Raw genomic sequence first — 19,468 nt, 5'->3', positions numbered from 1 at the left:
GGCGGCCGGGGTGAGGGCGACGGTCGCGGCGGCGGCCAGGGCGAGGCCGGCGGCTGCCGCGGCCATGCGCTTGGGCGATGGAGTCAGGGGCATGATTTCTCCTCGAGAAGTGTGGCGGTTCTCGTGCTGGGCGATTCTTAGCAGCGGGGTCGTCGCAGCGTCGAGGTGTGGATGGGAAACGCGCAGTCCCGGTGAGCGACTGGGCCGAATCGCTCATGTCGGGTGCGTTTTCGTTGACGGGGGACGGTGTGGTGCGCACGCTCTGTGCGGTATGAAGCCACAAGTCCTGGCAGTCGCGGCTCTGGCCGCGCTCGTGCCGTCAACGTTCGCGGTGTCGGCTTTTGCCGACGCTTCTCATGCCCCCTCCACGGTGTATGTCGCTCCGGGCGGCTCCGACTCGGCGGCGGGTAGTTCGACCGCTCCGTTTGCCACGATCCAGCGCGGGGTCTCGGCGGTGTCCAGCGGCGGCACGGTCGTCCTGCGCGGCGGCACCTACGCGCAGCGCGTCAGCCTGCACAACGCGAACAACGTCACCATCACCGCGGCCGCCGGCGAGCATCCTGTGCTCGACGGCTCCAAGCTGACCGTCCCGACGGGCCGCTCGGCGATGGTCGACATCGCCGACAGCACCTCGGTCGCGGTTCAGGGCCTGGAGATCACCGGCTACCGCACCAAGGACATCGCCGGGATGCCGATCGGGATCTACGTCCACGGCGGGGACGCCGGCGTCACGATCAGCGGCGACCGTGTTCATGACATGGGCAACGACAACGGCACGCTGGGCAGCATGGCGATGAACGCGCATGGCATCGCCGCGTACGGGGACTCGCCGACGCGGTCGATCAGCGGTCTGGTCATCGACCACAACGAGGTGGACCACCTGCATCTCGGGGCCAGCGAGTCGGTGGTGGTGAACGGGAACGTCGACGGGTGGCGGATCACCGGGAACCGCATTCACGACGACAACAACATCGGGATCGACGCCATCGGCTTCGAGGCGACGCTGCCGCCGGCGTACCGGTACACGGACCTGAACCGGGCCCGCAACGGGGTGATCAGCGGGAACACCGTGGAGAACATCATCTCGGCGGGCAACCCCGCGTACTGGTCGTCGACCGGCTGGTGCAACTGCGCGGACGGTCTCTACGTCGACGGCGGCACCCACATCGACATAGCCGGCAACACCGTGCACGCCGACGACATCGGCATCGAGGTCGCGGCGGAGAACGCGAAGGGCGCCGCCGACCACGTGACGGTCGAGGGGAACGCGGTCAGCGACAGCCGCTACGTCGGCATCACAACCGGCGGCTACTGCGACGGCGGCCAGGACTGCGGGGGCGTGCAGACCGGGACGTCGTTCGCGAACACCTTCAGCGGCAACGTGCTGCGGAACAACAACACGGACCACGACGGCTCGCCGGAGTTCCTGATCCAGTACCACGAGAGCGGCAACCGGATCACCGGCAACACGATCTGCGCCGCCGGGCCGGGAACGCTGCTGATCGGGACGGTGGCGCGGTCCGGCTCGGGCGCGGGGGATGTGGTGGACGGGAATCGGTATTCGGCTGCCGCGGCGGATGCGGGGTCGGCTCGGTGGGGGTGGCATTCGGTGACGTATACGGGATTCGGTGCTTATCGGGCCGCTACCGGGCTGGACGCAAGTAGCGTGTTCGCCGCGACCTGCTGAGCGGACGGAAACCACGGCATCGGCAGCTCGATGATTCGGGCTGCCGATGCCATGGTGTTTGTGCGCTACCAGGTGCGGTTGGTCTCGGGGCTACAGGCGATTTCTTACGGCTTCGCCAATGGTTGGATGGCCTCGCAGGGGACGCAGTTCGGTTGAGCGTCGCGGGTTGCGCTGGCGGCTGGCGGTGTCCGTGGGCAAGACCGCGCGCGGGTTCGGGTCACTGCGCATGCGTTGGGTTGGCGGCAATCGTCGGGCGTGGTGGGTGCCTAAGATCAAAAGCAGGTGCCTCCGGCGGGCGCTCCAGACTCTGAGGGATCCTCAACCCCCCGCGCGGGCGCCGGTTCGAGTGCTGGTCGCCAATGTCCCGGTTCCCTCGTCGCAATCGGCGCCGTGAACGGAACCATCCCGGCCTGGCGGAATCAAGCCGGATCACACCTGCTGGCCTTGCGAAACGCCCGGCCTGACACCGCCAGTCCAGGCTGGTTGGGCAAGCCCCGCCGATAGCGACGAGGGAACCGGGACCCAAGGGGTGCGTGTAAGAAGGATCCACCGAACCACACCACCGGCCGCGCCGACCCGTCGCCACTCGATGTCTGACATGCTCGGGCGGGCCTGGTCGCCATTCGATGCCTGGCATGCTCGGCTGGGCGGGCCCGGTTACCATTCGATGCCTGGCATGCTCGGCTGAGCCGGCCCGGTCACCGCTCGATGCTGCCGGGGCCCGGTTTTCGTCGGAGCTGGCGGTCTGGTCGTGCTCGCCTGCCGCCCCGTTGGTCTCGGCCGCCGGTCGCCCATGCTTCGCGCGTGGAGACTCGGCCGGCGTGTAGTCCTGCACACCGCCAGCCGCCAGCGCAGCCCGCGTCGCTCCACCGAACTGCGTCCCCCCGCGAGGCCATCCAACCATTAGCGAAGCCGTAAAAATTGCCTGTAGCCCGCAGGCCAGCCCGCACCCGGCAGCGCGCCGGCACCAAGCAGCATCCCCCCGCCCCCTCACCGCCGCATCGGCTCCGCGATCCGCACCGACACCCCCTGAGCCGCGATCGCCTGCAGCTCCGCCGGGTCCGCGCTGCTGTCGGTGACCAGCTGGTCGATCGCGTCCAGCCCCACCACGTGCGCCAAATGCGTGCGGCCGATCTTCGAGCCGTCCGCGACCACCACGACCCGCTGCGCGCGGCCGATGATCACCGCGTTGGTGTGCGCCTCGACCTCGTCGTGGGTGGACAGGCCGTTGGCGGCGCTGATGCCGTCGATGCCGATGAACGCTGTGTCCACGTTGAAGCGGCCGACGATGGTTTCGGCCCAGGGGCCGACCATCTCGTAGGAGTTGGAGCGCGCGACGCCGCCGGTGACCACCAGTTTCACCTTTGGGCGGTTCACCAGGATGCCGGCGATGTTCAGGGCGTTCGTCACCACCGTCAGTTCGGTGCGGGTGGCCAGGAGGCGTGCCACTTCGCTGGTGGTGGTGCCGCCGTTGACGGCCACGACGTGGCGGCCGGGCGCCAGGGCGCGGAGTGCCATGCGGGCGATGGCCTGTTTCGCCGCGCGGCCGTGGTTGTCGCGGTAGCGGACCGGGAGTTCGTAGGCGACGTCGCGTCCCACCGCGCCGCCGCGGGTGCGGACCAGCAGGTTCTGGTCGTCCAGGAGGGTCAGGTCGCGGCGGATGGTCGCCACCGACACGCCGAGTTCGCGCGCGGCCGTGGCGACGTCCACGCTCCCGCCGTAGGCCAGCCGGTCCAGGATGGCCGTGACCCGGTCGGAGCGGTGCATGGTCGGAGTGGTCTTGCTCTGCAACGGAGCGTTCTTGCTCTGCAGTTCGGTCATCGCCGGACCCGCTACGCCTGGAACGGCGGCCCGGGGCGGACTGGACGTGCTGGGGGAGGGGTCGATCGGGCATCAGTGAGGCTCACGGTGAGCTCCATTGTGCTGGTGGGCACGACCCCGCCTCGGAAAGCCGCCCGCACGATCGGCGGGCAGTCCTGGCGACTCGGTCCGGGCTCGCGGCGGTGCCGACATACCGGATGGGCGTACCTCTGACGTCGCGTTTCCACGGCGGCGCACCCCGATGCTACGCGTGCGCCCCGATGCTGCCAAGCACTTGCTCATCGCGCTGCTTCGCGCGCCTTCGAGCATCCCCGGTGAGCGAAACGTGCGTGGATCTTGTGAGTTCGGTGTGCGGAGCCCTTGAATGACGGAACTCTTCCATCTCCGTTCCCCTCGTCTTCTCCGCCTGGGAGGTCTTCCCGTGCTTCCAAGAACGGCTCGCACCCTTCGCTCGGCCGCAGCGGCCGGCACCGTCGCCGCGCTGGCGCTGACCGCCGCCTGCTCGTCGTCGTCTTCCTCCTCCGCCAACTCCTCCAAGGCGGCCGCAGACACGACGAAGCCGGTCACCATCACCGTCTGGACCGGGCAGGACGTCAACCCCGAGAAGCTGCTGGAGGGCCTGGCCAAGCAGTTCCACGACGCGCACCCGAACGTCACCGTCGACATCTCGCCCGGCGCGCCGACCACCGACCAGCTGCTGCCCAAGCTCACCGCCGCCTTCACCAGCGGCACCTACCCGGACATCTCCTACAACTTCGGCAGCTGGGCCACCCAGATGCAGCTGTCGGGGCGCACCCTGGACATCACCGACAAGGTCAAGGACCCGGCCGTGAAGTGGGAGGAGTTCCCGCCGGCGGCCCGGCAGACCGCCACCCCCAATGGCCACGTGATCGGCTTCCCGGCGGTCGTGGACAACCTGGCGCTGATGTACAACAGGAAGCTGTTCAAGGCCGCGGGCCTCGCCGAGCCGACGAACACCTGGACCTGGGACGACTTCCGCGCCGCGGCCAAGAAGCTCACCGACACCTCCAAGAACGTCTACGGCACCGCCTACTCGGTCTCCGGCACCGAGGACACCACCTGGCACTTCTGGCCGCTGCTGTGGCAGAAGGGCGGCAGCGTCCTGACCTCGGACAACAGTAAGGCCGCGTTCGACTCGGCGGCCGGCGTGGCCGCGCTGACGTTCCTCCAGCAGATGGCCGTGACCGACAAGTCCGTGTACCTGTCGCAGGACGACCAGAAATACGCCGACCTGTTCAAGTCCGGCCTGATCGGCATGATCATGAGCGGCCCGTGGCAGCTGTCGGACAACGTCGGCGCGAACCTGGACTACGGCGTCACCTACCTGCCGTCCTTCGACGGCACCAGCCACCAGACCATCTCCGGCCCGGACCTCTGGACCCTCTACGACCACCACAACTCCGACCGCGCCTACTGGTCCTACCAGTTCGCGCAGTGGCTGACCTCGGAGCAGACCGACCCGAAGTTCAACCTCGCCACCGGCAACCTGCCGCTCCGCATCAGTGAGGCCGCCAGCCCGGAGTTCCAGGCCTACGCCAAGCAGTACCCGGGAGCCCAGACGCTCCTCGACAATCTGACGAACGCCACGACGGCGCGGCCCACCGTCCCCGGCTACGTCGGGCTCTCCCAAGCTGTCGGACAGGCCATCGCCAAGGTGCTCCAGGGGCAGGGCGATCCGGCCTCGGCGTTGAAGGACGCGGCCAAGGCCGCCGACGTCGCGCTTGCTCAAGCGGATTGAGGTCGGGTGCGATGAAACACGGAATCCTGATATCGGATCATGAGAAGGCGGCAACCAATATTCGCCGCCGGAGCACTGCGGCGTCTGCGGCGGCGTCCGCGGCGGTGAATGCTGAAGGCGGCGACGCCGAGGACCCCGGACCGGCGAAGCCCAAGTGGACCGCCCGCCGCCGCCGCGTCGTCGCCAACCTCACCGGCTGGTCCTTCGCCGCGCCGGCCACCCTGATCATCCTGGGCCTCACCTTGTTCCCGGCCGCCTGGGCGTTTCTGATCTCCCGCGAGCACTGGAACGGAATCACCCCGGCGCGCCAGATCGGCTGGGACAACTACCACCTGATGTTGCAGGACGCGGACTTCCGGTCCGCCGTGAACCACACCGTGCTGTTCACTGTCCTGTACGTGCCGGTGGTCCTGGTCCTCGGCATGTTCCTGGCGATCGCGTTGAACCGGAAGATCCGCTTCATCTCGTTCTACCGGACCGCGCTGTTCGTGCCCCTGGTGGTCTCCGCGGCGGCCACCGGAATCCTCGCCAACTTCGTGTTCGACCAGCAGTTCGGCCTGGCCAACAACCTGCTGCGGGTGCTGCACCTGCCGCAGCAGGGCTTCCTGGCCGACCGGCACGAGGTCATGTGGGTCATAGCCCTGATCTACCTGTGGACGGACCTGGCGTTCTCGGTCATCGTCTACCTCGCCGCGCTCCAGGACATCCCGACCGACTGCCTGGAGGCGGCACGGATGGACGGCGCCAACCGCTGGCAGCAGTTCCGGCACGTGATCCTGCCGAGCCTGGCCCCGGTCACCGTGTTCGTCGGGGTCTGGGAGACGATCTCGGTGCTCCAGATCTTCGAGCTGGTCCTGACCACCACGCACGGCGGACCGCTGGGAGCCAGCCAGACCGTCGTGTACTTCGTCTACAACCAGGCGTTCAACCTGTCCCGCTACGGCTACGGGTCCGCCGTCGCCTACACGCTGTTCGGCGCCACCCTGGTGATCACCCTCGGGCTGTTCGCGTACGCCCGGCGCAGCAAGATCGAGGCCTTCTGATGAGCCGCCTGAGCCACACAATCAGCAGAGCCAGCCGCTGGCACCTGTTCCTGATGCCGCTGTCCCTGCTGTTCCTGCTCCCGCTGCTGCAGATGGTGCTGGCCTCGTTCACCTCGAACGCGGACATCAACCGGTTCCCGCCGCGGTTCATCCCCTCGGCCCTGCACGTCAGCGGCTACGTGCGGCTGTTCCGGGACGCCCCGGTCGCGCGGTGGATGCTGAACTCCGCGATCGTCTCCGGCATCGCGATCGTCAGCCACCTGGTGCTGTGCTCCCTCGGCGGCTACGCCTACGCGCGGCTGTCGTTCCGGGGGCGGACCGTGGCGTTCGTGACGCTGGTCGCGACGATCATGATCCCGACCCAGATGCTGATGATCCCCACCTACTTCATGTTCACCCACCTGGGGCTCATCGACACCCTCGGCGCGGCCTTCGTGCCCTTCCTGACCTCGGCCTTCGGCGTGTTCCTGATGCGGCAGTTCTTCCTGTCGCTGCCCAAGGACCTGGAGGAGGCCGGCCGGATCGACGGCCTGACCACCTTCGGCGTGTTCTTCCGCATCGTGCTGCCGCTGGCCCGGCCGGCGCTGGCCACGCTGGCCGTGTTCACGCTGCTCAACTCCTGGAACGACCTGCTGTGGCCGCTGATCGCGATCAACGACCCGTCGAAGTTCACCATCCAGCTCGGGCTGATCAACTTCCAGGGCGCGCACCACATCGACTGGCAGGAGCTGATGGCCTGCAACGTCGTGGCCACGGCGCCGCTGATCCTCGGATTCCTCGTCGCGCAGCGGCAGTTCGTCCAGACGATGAGCATGTCCGGGCTCAAGGGCTGAGGCGCGCGCCGTCAGCCACTTCGAACAGCTTCGCCACCTCTCGCACCAGCTTGCCGAACAACCTGCTCGAACACGTTGCCTGAACGGAGCACCATGCCTTCCTTGCCTTCTTTCGTCGCCGCCGAGCTCACCGACCAGCCGCACAGCTGGCAGCGGGCCGCCGACCTGGCCGCCTCGGCGGACGGCCTGCCGCAGCCCGGCGAGCGGGTGGCCGTCGTCGGCTGCGGGACGTCCTGGTTCATGGCGCAGGCCTACGCCGGTCTGCGCGAGGCCTCCGGCGCCGGGGAGACCGACGCCTTCACCGCCTCCGAACTGCCGGCCGGCCGCAGCTACGACCGGGTGCTGGCGCTGAGCCGGTCCGGGACCACGACCGAGATCCTGGACGTGCTGCGCGCCGCCACCGCGCCGACCACGCTCATCACCGGCGTCGCCGACTCGCCGGCCCCGGCGCTGGCCGGCAGCGTCGTCGTGCTGGACTTCGCCGACGAGCGCTCGGTGGTGCAGACGCGCTTCGCCACGACGACGCTGGTGCTGCTGCGCGCCCACCTCGGCGAGGACGTGTCGGGGGCGATCGCCGACGCGCAGACCGCCGTTGCCTCGCCGCTGCCGTCGGGCATCGCCGACCGGACGCAGTTCACATTCCTGGGCGCGGGCTGGACGACCGGCCTGGCCGCCGAGGCCGCGCTGAAGATGCGCGAGGCGGCGCTGGCGTGGTCGGAGTCGTATCCGGCCATGGACTACCGGCACGGTCCGATCGCCATCACCGACGAGCAGTCCGCGGTGTGGATGTTCGGCGAGGCCCCGGAGGGGCTGGCCGAGCAGGTCGGGGCCACTGGCGGGATGTGGGTCCGGCAGGACCTTGATCCGCTGGCGTCGCTGATCGTGGCCCAGCGGCTGGCGTTGGAGCTGGCCGCGCGGCGTGGGCTGAACCCGGATGCGCCTCGGCATCTGACGCGGTCGGTGATTCTGCGTCCGCAGAGTGCTTCGGCTGCTTCGTGAGCTTCTACTGCCTGATTCCGCTGATTCCGATCTCGATTTCGAAAGAGAATCCCGCGTGTTCCGCATAGTCTTCATCGGCGCCGGCTCGGTGGTCTTCACCCGCCAGTTGCTGCACGACATCCTGTCCTACCCCGAGCTTTCCGGCGTGACCATCGCGCTGCACGACATCGATCCCGAGCGTCTGCAGGTCGCCGCCGCGCTGGCCGATCATGCCGTGCGCACGCTCGGGGCCGAGGTGACCGTCACGGCCACCACCGATCGTCGCAAGGCCCTGGACGGCGCCGACGCCGTGGTCAACATGATCGCGGTCGGGGGGCACCGGGCCGTGGTCACCGACTTCGAGGTCCCGGCCGCCGCCGGCCTGCGGCAGACGATCGGCGACACCCTGGGCGTCGGGGGCATCTTCCGCGCGCTGCGAACCTTCCCGGTGCTGAAGGCGCTGGCCGAGGACATGGCCGAGGTGTGCCCGGACGCCTGGCTGCTGAACTACACCAACCCGATGGCCATGAACATCCAGTACCTGAGCACGGTCGCGCCCCGGCTGAAGGCCGTCGGGCTGTGCCACTCGGTGTACTGGACGGTGCGCGGGCTCTGCGAGATCATCGGCGTCCCGCACGAGGAGGTCGACGTCCTGTCGGCGGGCGTCAACCACCAGGCGTGGATCCTGCGCTGGCAGCACCAGGGCCGCGACCTCTACCCGGAGCTGGACGCGGCCATCGCGGCCCGGCCGGACCTGGCACGGCGCGTCCGCGTCGACATGTACCGGCGGCTGGGCTACTACCCGACGGAGACCAGCGAGCACAGCTCCGAGTACGTGCCCTGGTACCTCGGCCACGACAGCGAGATCGCCCGCCTCCGCATCCCGGTCGGCGACTACATGACCATCAACGCCGAGAACCTGGCCGAGTACCAGGCGCTCCGCAAGGCGGTCGCCGACGGCGCCGACCTGGCCGGCGGCTGGGAGAGCGACGCGGCGGAGTACGCCCCCCAGGTGATCCACAGCCTGGTCACCGGCACACCCCGCACGATCCAGGTGAACACCCCGAACACCGGCCTGATCAGCAACCTGCCCCACGGCGCGGCAGTCGAGGTGCCGACCACGCTGGACCGCCTCGGCGTCCACCCGCACCACGTCGGAGCGCTGCCGGTGCAGCTGGCGGCGCCGAACCGCCACTTCCTGAACGTGGTCGACCTGACCGTCGCCGCCGCGGTGGAAGGCGACCCCCGCCACATCCGCCACGCCGCGATGGCGGACCCGGCCACGGCAGCGGCGCTGACGGTCGAGCAGATCTGGGCCCTGTGCGACGCCATGGTCGAGGCCCACGGCGACGCGCTGCCGGAGGCGTTGCGGCGTGCGCCGTTGGCTGCGCGGGGTGGTCGGTGAGCGGCGGGTGGCTGGCTAGTGCGGATAGCTGCGGGCAGGCGGCTGCGGCATGTGGCTTGCGCGGCGCGGTCGGGCGGAGCGCCCATGTGCGAGAGCGCGAGCGAGTAGCGGCGGTCGCCGGTGGGTGCGGATTCGGGCAGATGGTTGCTGCGGGCGGTGCGAGCCCGGGCGTCGTGGCGAGTGCTGGTGGGCGTGGTTTGGTGGTGCTGATATGAGCTTCGACCTCCTCGTCGTCGGCGACGCGAACCCCGATGTGCTGCTGTCCGGTGTCCCGGCGGTCCCGCCTTACGGCCAGGCCGAGACCCTGGTCGAGTCCGGGGTTCTGGCGCTTGGGGGGTCGGCGGCGATCGTTGCGCATGGTGCGGCTCGGCTTGGCCTGTCGACCGCTTTGGCTGCGGTGGTCGGGCGCGATGCTGCCGGCGACTTCGTCCTCGACACGCTGACCTCCGCCGGCGTCGACATCAGCGCCGTCACGCGCCATGCCGAGCTGCCCACCGCCCTGACCGTCTGCCTCGGCGGGCCTGGCGGTGACCGCGCCATCCTCACCGCGGCCGGCTGCCTCGCCGCGTTCGATCCGCGCGAGCTGCCCGAGGCCCGGCACGTCCACGCCGCGTCGTACTTCCTGCAGCCTGCTCTGGCGGCGCGGTTGCCGGAACTGTTCCGTGCGGCGCGCGCCACCTGCTCCCTCGACACCAACCACGACCCGGCGGGAACGTGGCGCCTGGCGCCCGGGTTGCTCGAAGCCTGCGACTACATCCTCCCCAACGAGGCCGAGGCGCTGGCCTTGACCGGCACCGCGACCGTCGATCAGGCGATGGCGGCCTTCGTCGAAGCCGGCGTGGCCCCCGTCGTCAAACGCGGCCGCGACGGCGCGACGGCCCGCCGCGGCACCGTAACCCACGCCGCGCACGTCGCCCCACTCGACCCGGTCGACACCGTCGGTGCCGGGGACAGCTTCGACGCCGGGTTCCTCGCCGCGCTGCTGAACGGCGAGGACCTGGACCAGGCCCTCGCCGTCGGCTGCGCGTGCGGTGCCCTGTCCACCCAGGCCGTCGGCGGTACCGCTGCTCAGCCTTCGTGGGACGAGGCCACCGTCTACGCGGCCCCGTTCAGACAGTCGGCCGACCTCAGCCCCGGCTGAAGGTGATCGGCGCGGTATAGAACGAGTTCCCGTTGAACACCGCCCGCTGAGTCGCCGCCGAACTCCCCAGCGCGCTCAGCGGCACGGTCCACGTGTACACGTTCCCGTTCTGCGTCATGGCCGGGCTCACGCCGCTCACCGGCGCCCAGCTCCAGCCGGAGGACAGGCTCCGATACAGGGTGTTGTTCTCGATCATGTAGTCCGCGCCCAGCGGCGTCGAGGACGGTGACGGCAGCTGGAAGCCGGTGCTCTGGTTGTCGTCACTGTCGATGAAGACGTGGTGGAAGCTGGTCGCCGCGTTGAACGTGGCCCGGAAGACCTCGTTGGTCCCGCTCACGCACGCCGAGAAGTTCGTGATGGCGCCCGACCCGGCGGTGGTGGCGGCGGGAGCAGCAGCCTGCGCCAGCTCGTCGTTCCAGTACGCCCCGGGCGGCAGCGTGTCCCAGGGGTTGGGCAGGTTGTCGTTCGTGACGTACAGGTACCCGGCGTTGCGCTGCTTGCTCAGGCTGACCGCGTTCTCCATGTTCGCCTGCGTCGGCGTGTCGTAGACCAGGTGCCAGAACTGGTCCGGGTTCCCGGAGCTCAGCTCCCACGCCGGCGGCGTCCAGCTCGTGTAGTCGGCGTACGAGCCCTCGAACATCACCAGCACGTCCGCCGCGGAGGCGTAGCACTGGTCGGCGGCCGTGCCGGGGTTGTCGGCGGTGAGCGCGCCGGGGTGGCTCTGCTTCACGTAGTCCCCGACCGCCTGGTACAGAGCGACGTGCGCGTTGTTCGTGCCGCAGTCGTTCAGCGCGTCGTCGAAGAAGATCCCGGCCAGGCCGTAGCTCCCGTACCAGCTGTACCAGTTGTCGACGTCGGCCTCGGCCTGCGCGGTCCACGCCGCGGTGCTGGTCTGGCCGCCACGCGTGGTGCGCCCGGTGGTCCCGAAGTAGCCGGTGTCGACGTACCCGATCACCTGGGCGCCGGAAGACGTGGCCGCCTGGATGGCGTCGGCGTAGCCCTGGTCGAATGCTGATCCGGGGCCGTTGTCGGGGTTGGCGATCGCGATGCCGACGGCTGGGTTGCTCTGGTCCAGCTGGGTCCAGTAGCTGCTGCCGGGACCGAAGTACGCCGGGACGCCGACGTGCTGCACGGTCGCGGTGTGCGCACGCGCGGCCGTCGCCGGGGGTGCCAGGCCGAGGACCGCCAGCGCCAGGGCTGCGACCCCGACCAGTAGTCGAGGGCGGGACAGGTGCATGGTGCTCTCCTTCCATACAGTGGACTTGCTCAGTGGACTTACAAGGAGGACGCCGGGATCGAAGGAACCCGGCGGTGGTGCCCGTCAGAATCGGCGAAGTGCGCGACGACCGCCGCATCAGGCGCGGCCACCGCGACCGGCACCCCGCCGGAGCGCAGCGACTCGGTCGCGGCGACCCCCGCGGCCACCGCCTCGCGCGCCGCAACCGGCGAGGTCTGCGTCGGCCCGCCGACCGCGACGAAGCGCAGGAACTCCGCGACCAGCGCACTGTCCGCGCCGCCGTGCAGTCCCTCGGCCTCGTCGCCGGTGATGGGGAGGACCAGGTCTGCGTCGGCCCGGTAGCCGGACCGCTTCTGGTTCCACAGCCGAATCTCCGCCGGGTCGCCGTCGATGCCGTCGCCGAAGTTCTCCAGGCGTCCCGCATCGCCGATGACCGTGTAGTTGCGCCAGTAATCGGGGGAGTAGTGGCACTGCTGGTAGCTGGTGAACACCCCGTTGTCGAGCCGCGTGAGCATCTGCGACAGGTCTTCGACGTCGATGACCGGGTTGAGGTCGCGCAGCTCCGAAGGCGGCCACGCCCCGACGTCGAACCAGTCGCCCATCAGGGAATCAGGGCTCTCGGTCCCGGCCGGTCGCCGATGCGGGTTGGCCCCGAAAACAGTCAGCCCACCAAGCGCGACAACCTGCCGCGAGTACCCTCCGGCCAGCCAATGGATGACGTCGAGATCATGCGCGCCCTTCTGCAACAACAAGCTCGTCGTGTGAGCGCGCTCGGCGTGCCAGTCCTTGAAGTAGTAGTCCCCGCCGTGCCCCACGAAGTGCCGGCACCACACCGCCTTCACCTCCCCGACCGCGCCGTCCTCGATCAGCTCCCGCATCCGCCGCAGGATCGGCAGATGCCGCAGGTTGTGCCCGATGTACAGCCGCGTCCCGGTCCGCGCCGCCGTCGCCAGCAGCGCGTCGCAGTCGGCGAGCGTGATCGCCATCGGCTTGTCCACGAACACCGCGACGCCCGCCGACAGGAAGTGCAGCGCGGGCGCGGCGTGCAGGTCGTCGGGCGTGAGCACGAACACTGCGTCCAGCTCCCCGTCCGGCATCGCATGCCAGTCCTCGTAGACAGCGACGTCGTCCCCGAACAGTTCCCGCGCCCGGGCCCGCCCGCGTGCGCTCGGATCCGCGCACGCCACCACCCGCGTCACCCCAGGCTGCTGCGCGTGCGTGGCCAGCTTCGCGCGCTGGCCCACCCCCACGACGCCGATCCTCAGCTCCGACATGCTCATCCCTTCGTTCCGGTCAGGGCGATGCCCTCGATCACACGGCGTTGCAGCACCACGAAGACGACGATCACCGGCACGGTGGCCATCAGCGCCCCGGCCATCAGCACCGGGTAGTCGGTCATGAACTGGCCCTGCAACGAGGCCAGGCCCGCCGACAGCGGCATCTTGTGCGGATCGGTGTTGACCACCAGCGGCCACAGCAGGTCGTTCCAGGACCAGATCATGGTCAGGATCCCCAGCGCGATCAGCCCCGGCCGGGCCAGCGGCAGCATGACGCTCCAATAGATCCGGAGCGGCCCGGCGCCGTCGAGCCGTGCCGCCTCCTCCAGTTCGGCCGGCATCGCCAGGAAGAACTGCCGCAGCAGGAAGGTCCCGAACGCGCTGAACATGCCCGGCAGGAACAGCGCCGTGCGGCTGTTCAGCAGGTGCAGGCTCTGGACGATCTGGTACTGCGGGATGATCAGCAGCTGGCTGGGCACCAGCAGGATCGACAGGAACAGCCCGAACAGCAGGCTGCGTCCGGGGAAGCGCAGCCGGGCGAAGGCGTACGCGGCCATCGAGCAGAACAGCAGCTGCGCGGCGGTGCGGGCCAGGGTGTTGACGACGCTGTTGACCAGCATGTCGCCGAACGGCACGGTGTCGAACACCGAGTGGTAGTTCGAGCCGTGCCAGTGCGGCGGCAGCCACGTCGGCGGCACGCGCGTGGCCTCGGTCAGGGTCTTGAACGAGGTCAGCAGCTCCCACAGGAACGGCCCGGCCATCGCGATGGACGCGGCGATCAGGAACGTGTGCGCCCCGATCGATCCCCGGCGGCTACGCATAGTGCACCCAGCGCTTCTGCAGACGGAACTGGAAACCGGTCAGCGCGACGGTCACCAGCAGCAGCAGGAACGCGATCGCGGCGGCGTAGCCGCGGTTGTTGTCGACGAAAGCGTCCTGGTAGAAGAGGTAGACCACGCTCCTGGTCTGCGGCAGCGCCGGATTGGTCTGGCCGATGAGGACGTAGACCAGGTCGAACGTCTGCAGCGTGCCGATCACCGACAGCACGGTCACGAAGAACAGGCTGGGGCTCAGCAGCGGCAGTGTCAGTGCGAAGAACTGACGGACCGGGCCCGCGCCGTCGATCTGCGCGGCCTCGTAGTACTGACGCGGGATGGACTCCAGGCCCGCCATCAGGATCACCATGGTGTACCCGACGCCGGACCACAGCCCGACCACGGCCACCGCGATCAACGCCGTGGTCTGGTCGCTGATCCAGTACGGGCCGTGGATCCCGACCTTGCCCAGCAGGGTGTTGATGAGCCCGTAGTCGCCGGCGTAGAGCCAGCGCCACACGATCGCCACCGCGACCGGCATCGTCACCACCGGCAGGAACAGCAGCGCGCGGTAGAAGCCGACGCCGCGGCGGCCGGGCCGGGCCAGGACCGCGGCCAGGACCAGCGCGATCGGGACGCCGGCCAGGCCGAGCAGGCAGTACCACAGGGTGTTGGCGAACGCCGAGCGTAGGTCCGGGTCGTGGAGCAGGGCGCGGTAGTTGGCCAGGCCGGTGAAGGTGTGGCCGCCGAAGGGGCCCCAGGTGGTGAAGCTGTAGTAGAAGGTCTGCAGGACCGGCCACAGGTAGAACACGCCGAGGCCGAGTGCGGTCGGGGCCAGGAAGAACGCGGCCCAGGCGGTCTCCTTGCTGCGGTAGCGCCGTCGCCGACGGCGGATTTCCCGGACGCTCGGGGTGCCGGTGGCGCCTTTGCCGCTGCCGCCGCTTCCACCGCTGCCGCCGCTTCCACCGCCGTTGCCGCTTCCACCGCCCAGCGCTGATGCGGCGGGCGCGAGAGACCGGGCTCCCGCGCCCGCCGCCGTCACGAGCCCTCCTTGGCCAGTGCCGCGTCCATCTGCTGCGCGAGATCGGTGGCGGCCTTGTCGATCGGCTCGCTGCCGTCCCATGCCTTGGTCAGCACGCTGGTCTCCAGCGTGTTCCACGCCGCGGTGTCCTTGGAGATCGGATACGGGATCGCGTCGGGGAGTTGGTCGAGGAAGGACTGGAGGTGGTACTGCGGATAGGCCTTGGCCCAGCTCTGCTGCGTGCCGTTGTACGCCGGGATCACGGTGCCGGTGTCGGCCTCGATCTGCGCGGCCTGCTGCGAGCCGAGGAACGCGGCGAACTTCTCGGCCTGCGCCGGGTGCGAGGTGTGCGCGAAGACCACGTTGGCCAGGCCGTGGATGATCGTGGCCTTCTTCACCCCGGCCGGTAGCGGGGCCACGTCGACGCCGGTCTTGGTGGTGTCGTTGGCGGCGAACGCTTTCGCGTCCCAGGACCCGCCCCAGTACATCGCAAGCTTGCCGGACTCGAAGAGGTTAAGCGGCGCGGTGTCCGTCATCTGCTTCAGGCTCGGCGACTCCTTGGCCGCGACCAGGTCGGTCCAGAACTTCAGGCCGGCGACGGTGGCCGGGTCGGCGTAGCCGGACTTCTTGCCGTCCGGGGAGATGACGTAGCCGCCGGCCTGGTAGATCGTGTCGTAGAAGTTCTCCTGGCCCTCCAGGTTGGCGCCGACGCCGAAGACGCCCTTGCCGGGATCGGTGAGTTTTTTCGCTGCGGCTTGGAAATCGGCCCAGGTCCAGGCGGTGGTCGGGTAGGCGACGCCGGCCGCGTCGAAGATGGCCTTGTTGTACCAGAGCCCGACGGTGTCGAAGTCCTTCGGCAGCCCGAACTGAACGCCTTTGTACTGGTAGAGCTTGGCCAGCGCCGGCGGGTACACCGAGGTGTCCGGGTGCAGGTCGGTGAGCGGCTTCAGGACGTTGTTCGAGGCGTAGAGCTGGAAGTTCGGGCCGTTCATCCAGAAGACGTCGGGTGCCGAACCGCCGGAGGCGGCCGCCTGGAGCTTGGTCCAGTAGTCCGCCCACGGCGTCTGCTGGATGCTGACCGTGATGGTCGGGTTCTGCGCTTCGAAGGCTGCGATGATCTTCTGCATGGCCGGGACCTGCGTCGCGTCCCAGACCCCGTAGCTGAGGGAAACCTTGCCGCCGCTTCCGGAGGAGGAGCCGGCGCTGCTCGAACAAGCGGCCGTCGAGGCGGCCAGCGCGAGCACCGCCGACGCTGCCACCGCTGTGCGTATGTTCATGTCTCATCACCCTGATCGCGTCGAGCGGGGGATTAATATTGCGGCGAGTGTTACTAACTCGGGGAGGTGTGTCAACCCTTGCGGGTCGAAGCGGGCAGGAAAACTGCCTGCTCAGGGTTCGATTAGCGGTGAATCGGCGGATTCATCCCTCAAATCCGAAGCCCGACGGCGACCGGATCCTCTGGCGCGGGCCCCTGGCCTCTGGTTTATTATTCTCGCCACGGTTAATATTCGATGGCGTTGCGAGGCAGGACCGCGCGGGGTGGAAGATGAGACATGACTGAGCTGAGTGTCAACGGCGCCGACGCCGTGCTGCTGCGCCGGCTGCGGCTGCTGTCGGTGGTGGACGCGCTGCGCCGGACCGGGGCGCAGCCGCTGACGGCGCTCGCCCGGCAGACGGGGCTGTCCCGGCCGATCGTGCAGACCCTGGCCGACGAGCTGACCGAGATCGGCTGGGTCGCCTCGGTCGCGCCGGCCGAGCCCACCGGCGTCGGCCGTCCCGCGCGCGTGTTCCGGTTCCGCGCCGAGTCCGGCAGCGTCGCAGGGCTCGACATCGGGGCGCACGCGATCACCGCGCTGGTCACGGACCTCGACGGCGAGGTGCGGGGCCGCAGCCGGCTGACGGTGAGCCCCGCGACCCCGGCCGCCGACCGGCTGCGCTCGGCCAAGGCCACACTGACCGAGGCCTGCGCCGCCGCCGGACTCGAGCCCGGCCAGCTCAGCCAGCTCGGCGTCGCCAGCACCGGCGTCATCGAACACTCCGGACGCGTCGCGCTGTCCGTCGCGCTGCCGGGCTGGACCGGCATCGACATCCCCGCCGCGTTCGCCGACACGGTCAACTGCCCGGTCGTCGCCGAGAACGACGGCCGCGCCGCGGCGCTGGCCGAACGCTGGCGCGGCGCGGGGCGCGACGTCGACGACATGGTCTACATCCACGCCGGCTTCCGCACCGGCAACGGCGTGTTCGTCGGCGGACGCCTGCTGCGCGGGCATACCGGCGCGGCCGGCGAGATCGGGGCGTTGCCGGCGTCGGGGTGGGCCGAGGCGCCGACGCATCTGCTCGGCTACCCGGGGCTGGATGAGGAAGTCCGGCTGGAGCAGATGGCTGAGCTGGTGTTCTCCCGGGCGCGCGCTGGCGACCCGACCGCTCTGGTGGCCACCGAGCGGTTCGTGCGCGCGCTGGCCGGGGGGATCGCGGCGCTCGTGCTCACCTTCGACCCGGAGCTGGTCGTCTTCGGCGGTGGTATTTCGCGTTCGGCGGATCTGGTCCTGGACCGGCTCACCGCCGAGCTGGAGCGGGACTGTATTCGCGTGCCGCCGGTGGTCGCCTCCAGCCTGGACGCCGAGTGGGTGGTGCTCGGCGCGGTGCGGGTCGCCCTCGACGCGATCGAAGGGCGCTACTTCGCGACGGGGGTGTCCGAGCCGCTGGCGCCGCCGCCTATTGCGGCTTGAGGTGGAGGGTCTGTGAGGGCATGGCCGGTGGCCGGCGGGTTCAGGCGTGGAGGGCGGCGAGCCAGTCGGTGAGTAGCTGGTTGACGTCATCAGGGCGTTCCTGCTGGAGCCAGTGGCCGGCGCCGTCGAGGATGTGCGCGGCGCTGAGATTGGGCATCGTGTGCGGGAAGGCCTTGATGGCGTCGGCCAGCCAGGTGGTGGAGGCGTCGTGGGCGCCGCCGATGAACAGGGACGGTTGCGTGATCGGGGCTCCGTCGAGGGCGGCGAGGTCTTCCCAGTCGCGGTCCATCGCGCGGTAGCGGTTGAGGGCGCCGGTCAGGCCGGTGCGTTCGAACTCTGCGGCGTGGGTGTCGAGGTCGGCTTCGGTGAGCCAGGCGGGCTTGCAGCCTTGCGGGAATCGGTCGCGGAGCCGGCCGCCTTCTCGAGCGACGAAGTGCGGCGACGGCGCGTCGGGGCCGGGCATGGTGTCAGCGGACAGCGCCGCGTGGAAGCCGGCGAGCCAGCCGCGCACGTCGGGTTCGATCTCGGCTTCGGCGCGTCCCGGCTCCTGGAAGTAGCTGACGTAGAACTCTTCGTCGCCGCCCATCTGCGCGAACACGTCGCTGGGCCGCGGTCCGCCGCGCGGGGCGTAGGGGACGCTGAGGAGTGCGACGGCGCGGACGAGGTCGGGCCGCAGCAGCGCGGTGTTCGCGGCGATGGTCGCGCCCAAGTCGTGGCCGATGACGATCGCGGTGCTTTCGCCGAGCGCCTCCACCACGGCGGCGTTGTCCTCGACGAGCTCGACCATGCGGTACGCCGCCGGGTCGCCGGGCTTCGACGAGCGGCCGTAGCCCCGCACGTCGACGGCCACGGCCCGGTACCCGGCGCGCGCCAGCGCGGGGAGCTGGCGGCGCCAGGAGTACCAGCCCTCTGGGAAGCCGTGGATGAGGAGGACGAGCGGGCCTTCACCCTGCTCGACCAGGTGGATGCGGCCCGCGGGGGCGCTGACGAGGCGGTGCTGGGGGTGGTGCGGTGTGCTGGTCATGATGCCTCCTGCGATCCGGTGCTCCTGGTACGGTTGTGATCATGCGCCGGACGGCGGCGCACGGCCAAACACCGTTGCCGTTCCGGCAAACGAGGCGGCTGGCGGCGCGATCGAAGCCCCGGGGTGGTGGCGGACGTGGACCCACTGGTGGATGCGAACGAGCCGGAATTCGCCGCGGCACTGGAAACGGTGTTCCGCGACCTCCGCGCACAGAGCGCGGTACAGCCCGAGCTGCGCGAGAGCCCGGGCTGGGGACCGGTGCTCCACGCCCCTGACGGCAGCGGCCAAGGCCTGACCCGGCCGCGCGGCGCCACCGTCCCCGACCGCCTGGCGAACCTCGCCGACCAGGTCCAGGAATGGGCGGTCGAGGCACTGTGGCGCGAAGGCGAGCCAGCGGTCTGGCCCCACTGCCCCGAGCACCCGAACTCGCACCCGCTGCGCGCGACGGTCGCGGAGGAGGCGGCGGTGTGGACGTGCCCGAAGAGCGGGGCGGTGGTCGCGCGGATCGGGGAGTTGGTGGGCAGGGCTCGCTGAAGCAGGCTGACTCGGGTGCCCGGCGGTCTTGAGTGTCGGCGGCCGCACCGCACTTGCTCGCACCACAAGGCCTCGGCGCGATCATCTTGGCCGCACGCCGCCCGCCGCCCGCCGCACTCGCTGCCTGCCAACTGTTGCTGGCCGCTGCATTGCCGCCCGCACCC

The 19,468-nt window shown here is 69.9% G+C and carries 16 protein-coding genes; 9 read left to right on the top strand and 7 right to left on the bottom strand.

All coding sequences use genetic code 11. From position 1 onward, the window contains the following. The first annotated feature begins 271 nt into the window (after positions 1-271). Positions 272-1,687, top strand: a complete 1,416-nt coding sequence (locus GWK61_RS39495) for a right-handed parallel beta-helix repeat-containing protein (RefSeq protein WP_194916836.1) — start codon at positions 272-274, stop codon at positions 1,685-1,687. A gap of 990 nt (positions 1,688-2,677) precedes the next feature. Here the strand turns inward: GWK61_RS39495 and GWK61_RS39490 are convergent. Beyond that, positions 2,678-3,508 (bottom strand): DeoR/GlpR family DNA-binding transcription regulator, encoded by an 831-nt coding sequence (locus GWK61_RS39490; protein WP_228563686.1) that lies wholly within the window; start codon positions 3,506-3,508, stop codon positions 2,678-2,680. Positions 3,509-3,929: 421 nt separating this feature from the next. Here GWK61_RS39490 and GWK61_RS39485 point away from each other — a divergent pair, with 421 nt between their 5' ends. From GWK61_RS39485 to GWK61_RS39460, 6 genes are all read left to right on the top strand, one after another. After that, positions 3,930-5,267, top strand: a complete 1,338-nt coding sequence (locus GWK61_RS39485; RefSeq protein ID WP_194916835.1) for an ABC transporter substrate-binding protein — start codon at positions 3,930-3,932, stop codon at positions 5,265-5,267. An 11-nt stretch (positions 5,268-5,278) separates the two neighbouring features. Continuing rightward, positions 5,279-6,310, top strand: a complete 1,032-nt coding sequence (locus GWK61_RS39480; RefSeq protein WP_194916834.1) for a carbohydrate ABC transporter permease — start codon at positions 5,279-5,281, stop codon at positions 6,308-6,310. Next, entirely contained in the window at positions 6,310-7,143 is an 834-nt protein-coding gene (locus tag GWK61_RS39475; protein WP_194916833.1) for a carbohydrate ABC transporter permease, read from the top strand. Before GWK61_RS39480 ends, GWK61_RS39475 begins: the two co-directional genes overlap by 1 nt. 93 nt (positions 7,144-7,236) lie before the next feature. Beyond that, entirely contained in the window at positions 7,237-8,142 is a 906-nt protein-coding gene (locus GWK61_RS39470; RefSeq protein ID WP_194916832.1) for an SIS domain-containing protein, read from the top strand. Between the two features lie 55 nt (positions 8,143-8,197). After that, positions 8,198-9,526, top strand: coding sequence for an alpha-glucosidase/alpha-galactosidase (locus GWK61_RS39465; RefSeq protein WP_194916831.1), 1,329 nt, complete (start codon positions 8,198-8,200; stop codon positions 9,524-9,526). A gap of 211 nt (positions 9,527-9,737) precedes the next feature. Further along, on the top strand, positions 9,738-10,667 hold the full coding sequence (locus GWK61_RS39460; RefSeq protein WP_194916830.1) for a carbohydrate kinase family protein: 930 nt from the start codon (positions 9,738-9,740) through the stop codon (positions 10,665-10,667). On the opposite strand, the gene GWK61_RS39455 is transcribed toward GWK61_RS39460, so the two are convergent. The 5 genes from GWK61_RS39455 to GWK61_RS39435 are packed head-to-tail and all read right to left on the bottom strand — an operon-like array spanning position 10,654 to position 16,294. Then, on the bottom strand, positions 10,654-11,904 hold the full coding sequence (locus GWK61_RS39455; protein ID WP_194916829.1) for a spherulation-specific family 4 protein: 1,251 nt from the start codon (positions 11,902-11,904) through the stop codon (positions 10,654-10,656). The two genes, GWK61_RS39460 and GWK61_RS39455, sit on opposite strands and share 14 nt — an antisense overlap. A 38-nt stretch (positions 11,905-11,942) precedes the next feature. Continuing rightward, a complete protein-coding gene (locus GWK61_RS39450) occupies positions 11,943-13,178 on the bottom strand; it encodes a Gfo/Idh/MocA family oxidoreductase (protein ID WP_194916828.1) in 1,236 nt (411 codons plus the stop codon). 2 nt (positions 13,179-13,180) lie between these two features. After that, positions 13,181-14,002, bottom strand: coding sequence for a carbohydrate ABC transporter permease (locus GWK61_RS39445; RefSeq protein WP_194916827.1), 822 nt, complete (start codon positions 14,000-14,002; stop codon positions 13,181-13,183). Then, positions 13,995-15,038, bottom strand: a complete 1,044-nt coding sequence (locus GWK61_RS39440) for a carbohydrate ABC transporter permease (protein ID WP_323747958.1) — start codon at positions 15,036-15,038, stop codon at positions 13,995-13,997. The genes GWK61_RS39445 and GWK61_RS39440 overlap by 8 nt, the downstream gene beginning before the upstream one ends. Next, a complete protein-coding gene (locus tag GWK61_RS39435; RefSeq protein WP_194916826.1) occupies positions 15,035-16,294 on the bottom strand; it encodes an ABC transporter substrate-binding protein in 1,260 nt (419 codons plus the stop codon). Before GWK61_RS39435 ends, GWK61_RS39440 begins: the two co-directional genes overlap by 4 nt. A gap of 276 nt (positions 16,295-16,570) precedes the next feature. Between GWK61_RS39435 and GWK61_RS39430 the strand changes: the two genes are divergently transcribed. Next, on the top strand, positions 16,571-17,746 hold the full coding sequence (locus GWK61_RS39430) for an ROK family transcriptional regulator (protein WP_194916825.1): 1,176 nt from the start codon (positions 16,571-16,573) through the stop codon (positions 17,744-17,746). A 40-nt stretch (positions 17,747-17,786) separates the two neighbouring features. Here the strand turns inward: GWK61_RS39430 and GWK61_RS39425 are convergent, their stop codons facing one another. Then, positions 17,787-18,770 carry an alpha/beta fold hydrolase gene (locus tag GWK61_RS39425; RefSeq protein WP_194916824.1) on the bottom strand — a complete coding sequence of 328 codons (984 nt, stop codon included), beginning with the start codon at positions 18,768-18,770 and terminating at the stop codon, positions 17,787-17,789. A 135-nt stretch (positions 18,771-18,905) separates the two neighbouring features. Between GWK61_RS39425 and GWK61_RS39420 the strand changes: the two genes are divergently transcribed. Beyond that, positions 18,906-19,304, top strand: a complete 399-nt coding sequence (locus GWK61_RS39420) for a hypothetical protein (protein WP_228563685.1) — start codon at positions 18,906-18,908, stop codon at positions 19,302-19,304. Positions 19,305-19,468 lie beyond the last annotated feature (164 nt).

This window comes from Catenulispora rubra (assembly GCF_015356825.1).
GTDB classification, from domain to species: Bacteria; Actinomycetota; Actinomycetes; order Streptomycetales; family Catenulisporaceae; genus Catenulispora; species Catenulispora rubra.
Note: the sequence above shows the minus strand (reverse complement) of the source record. Positions and strands in the feature narration are given on the sequence as shown.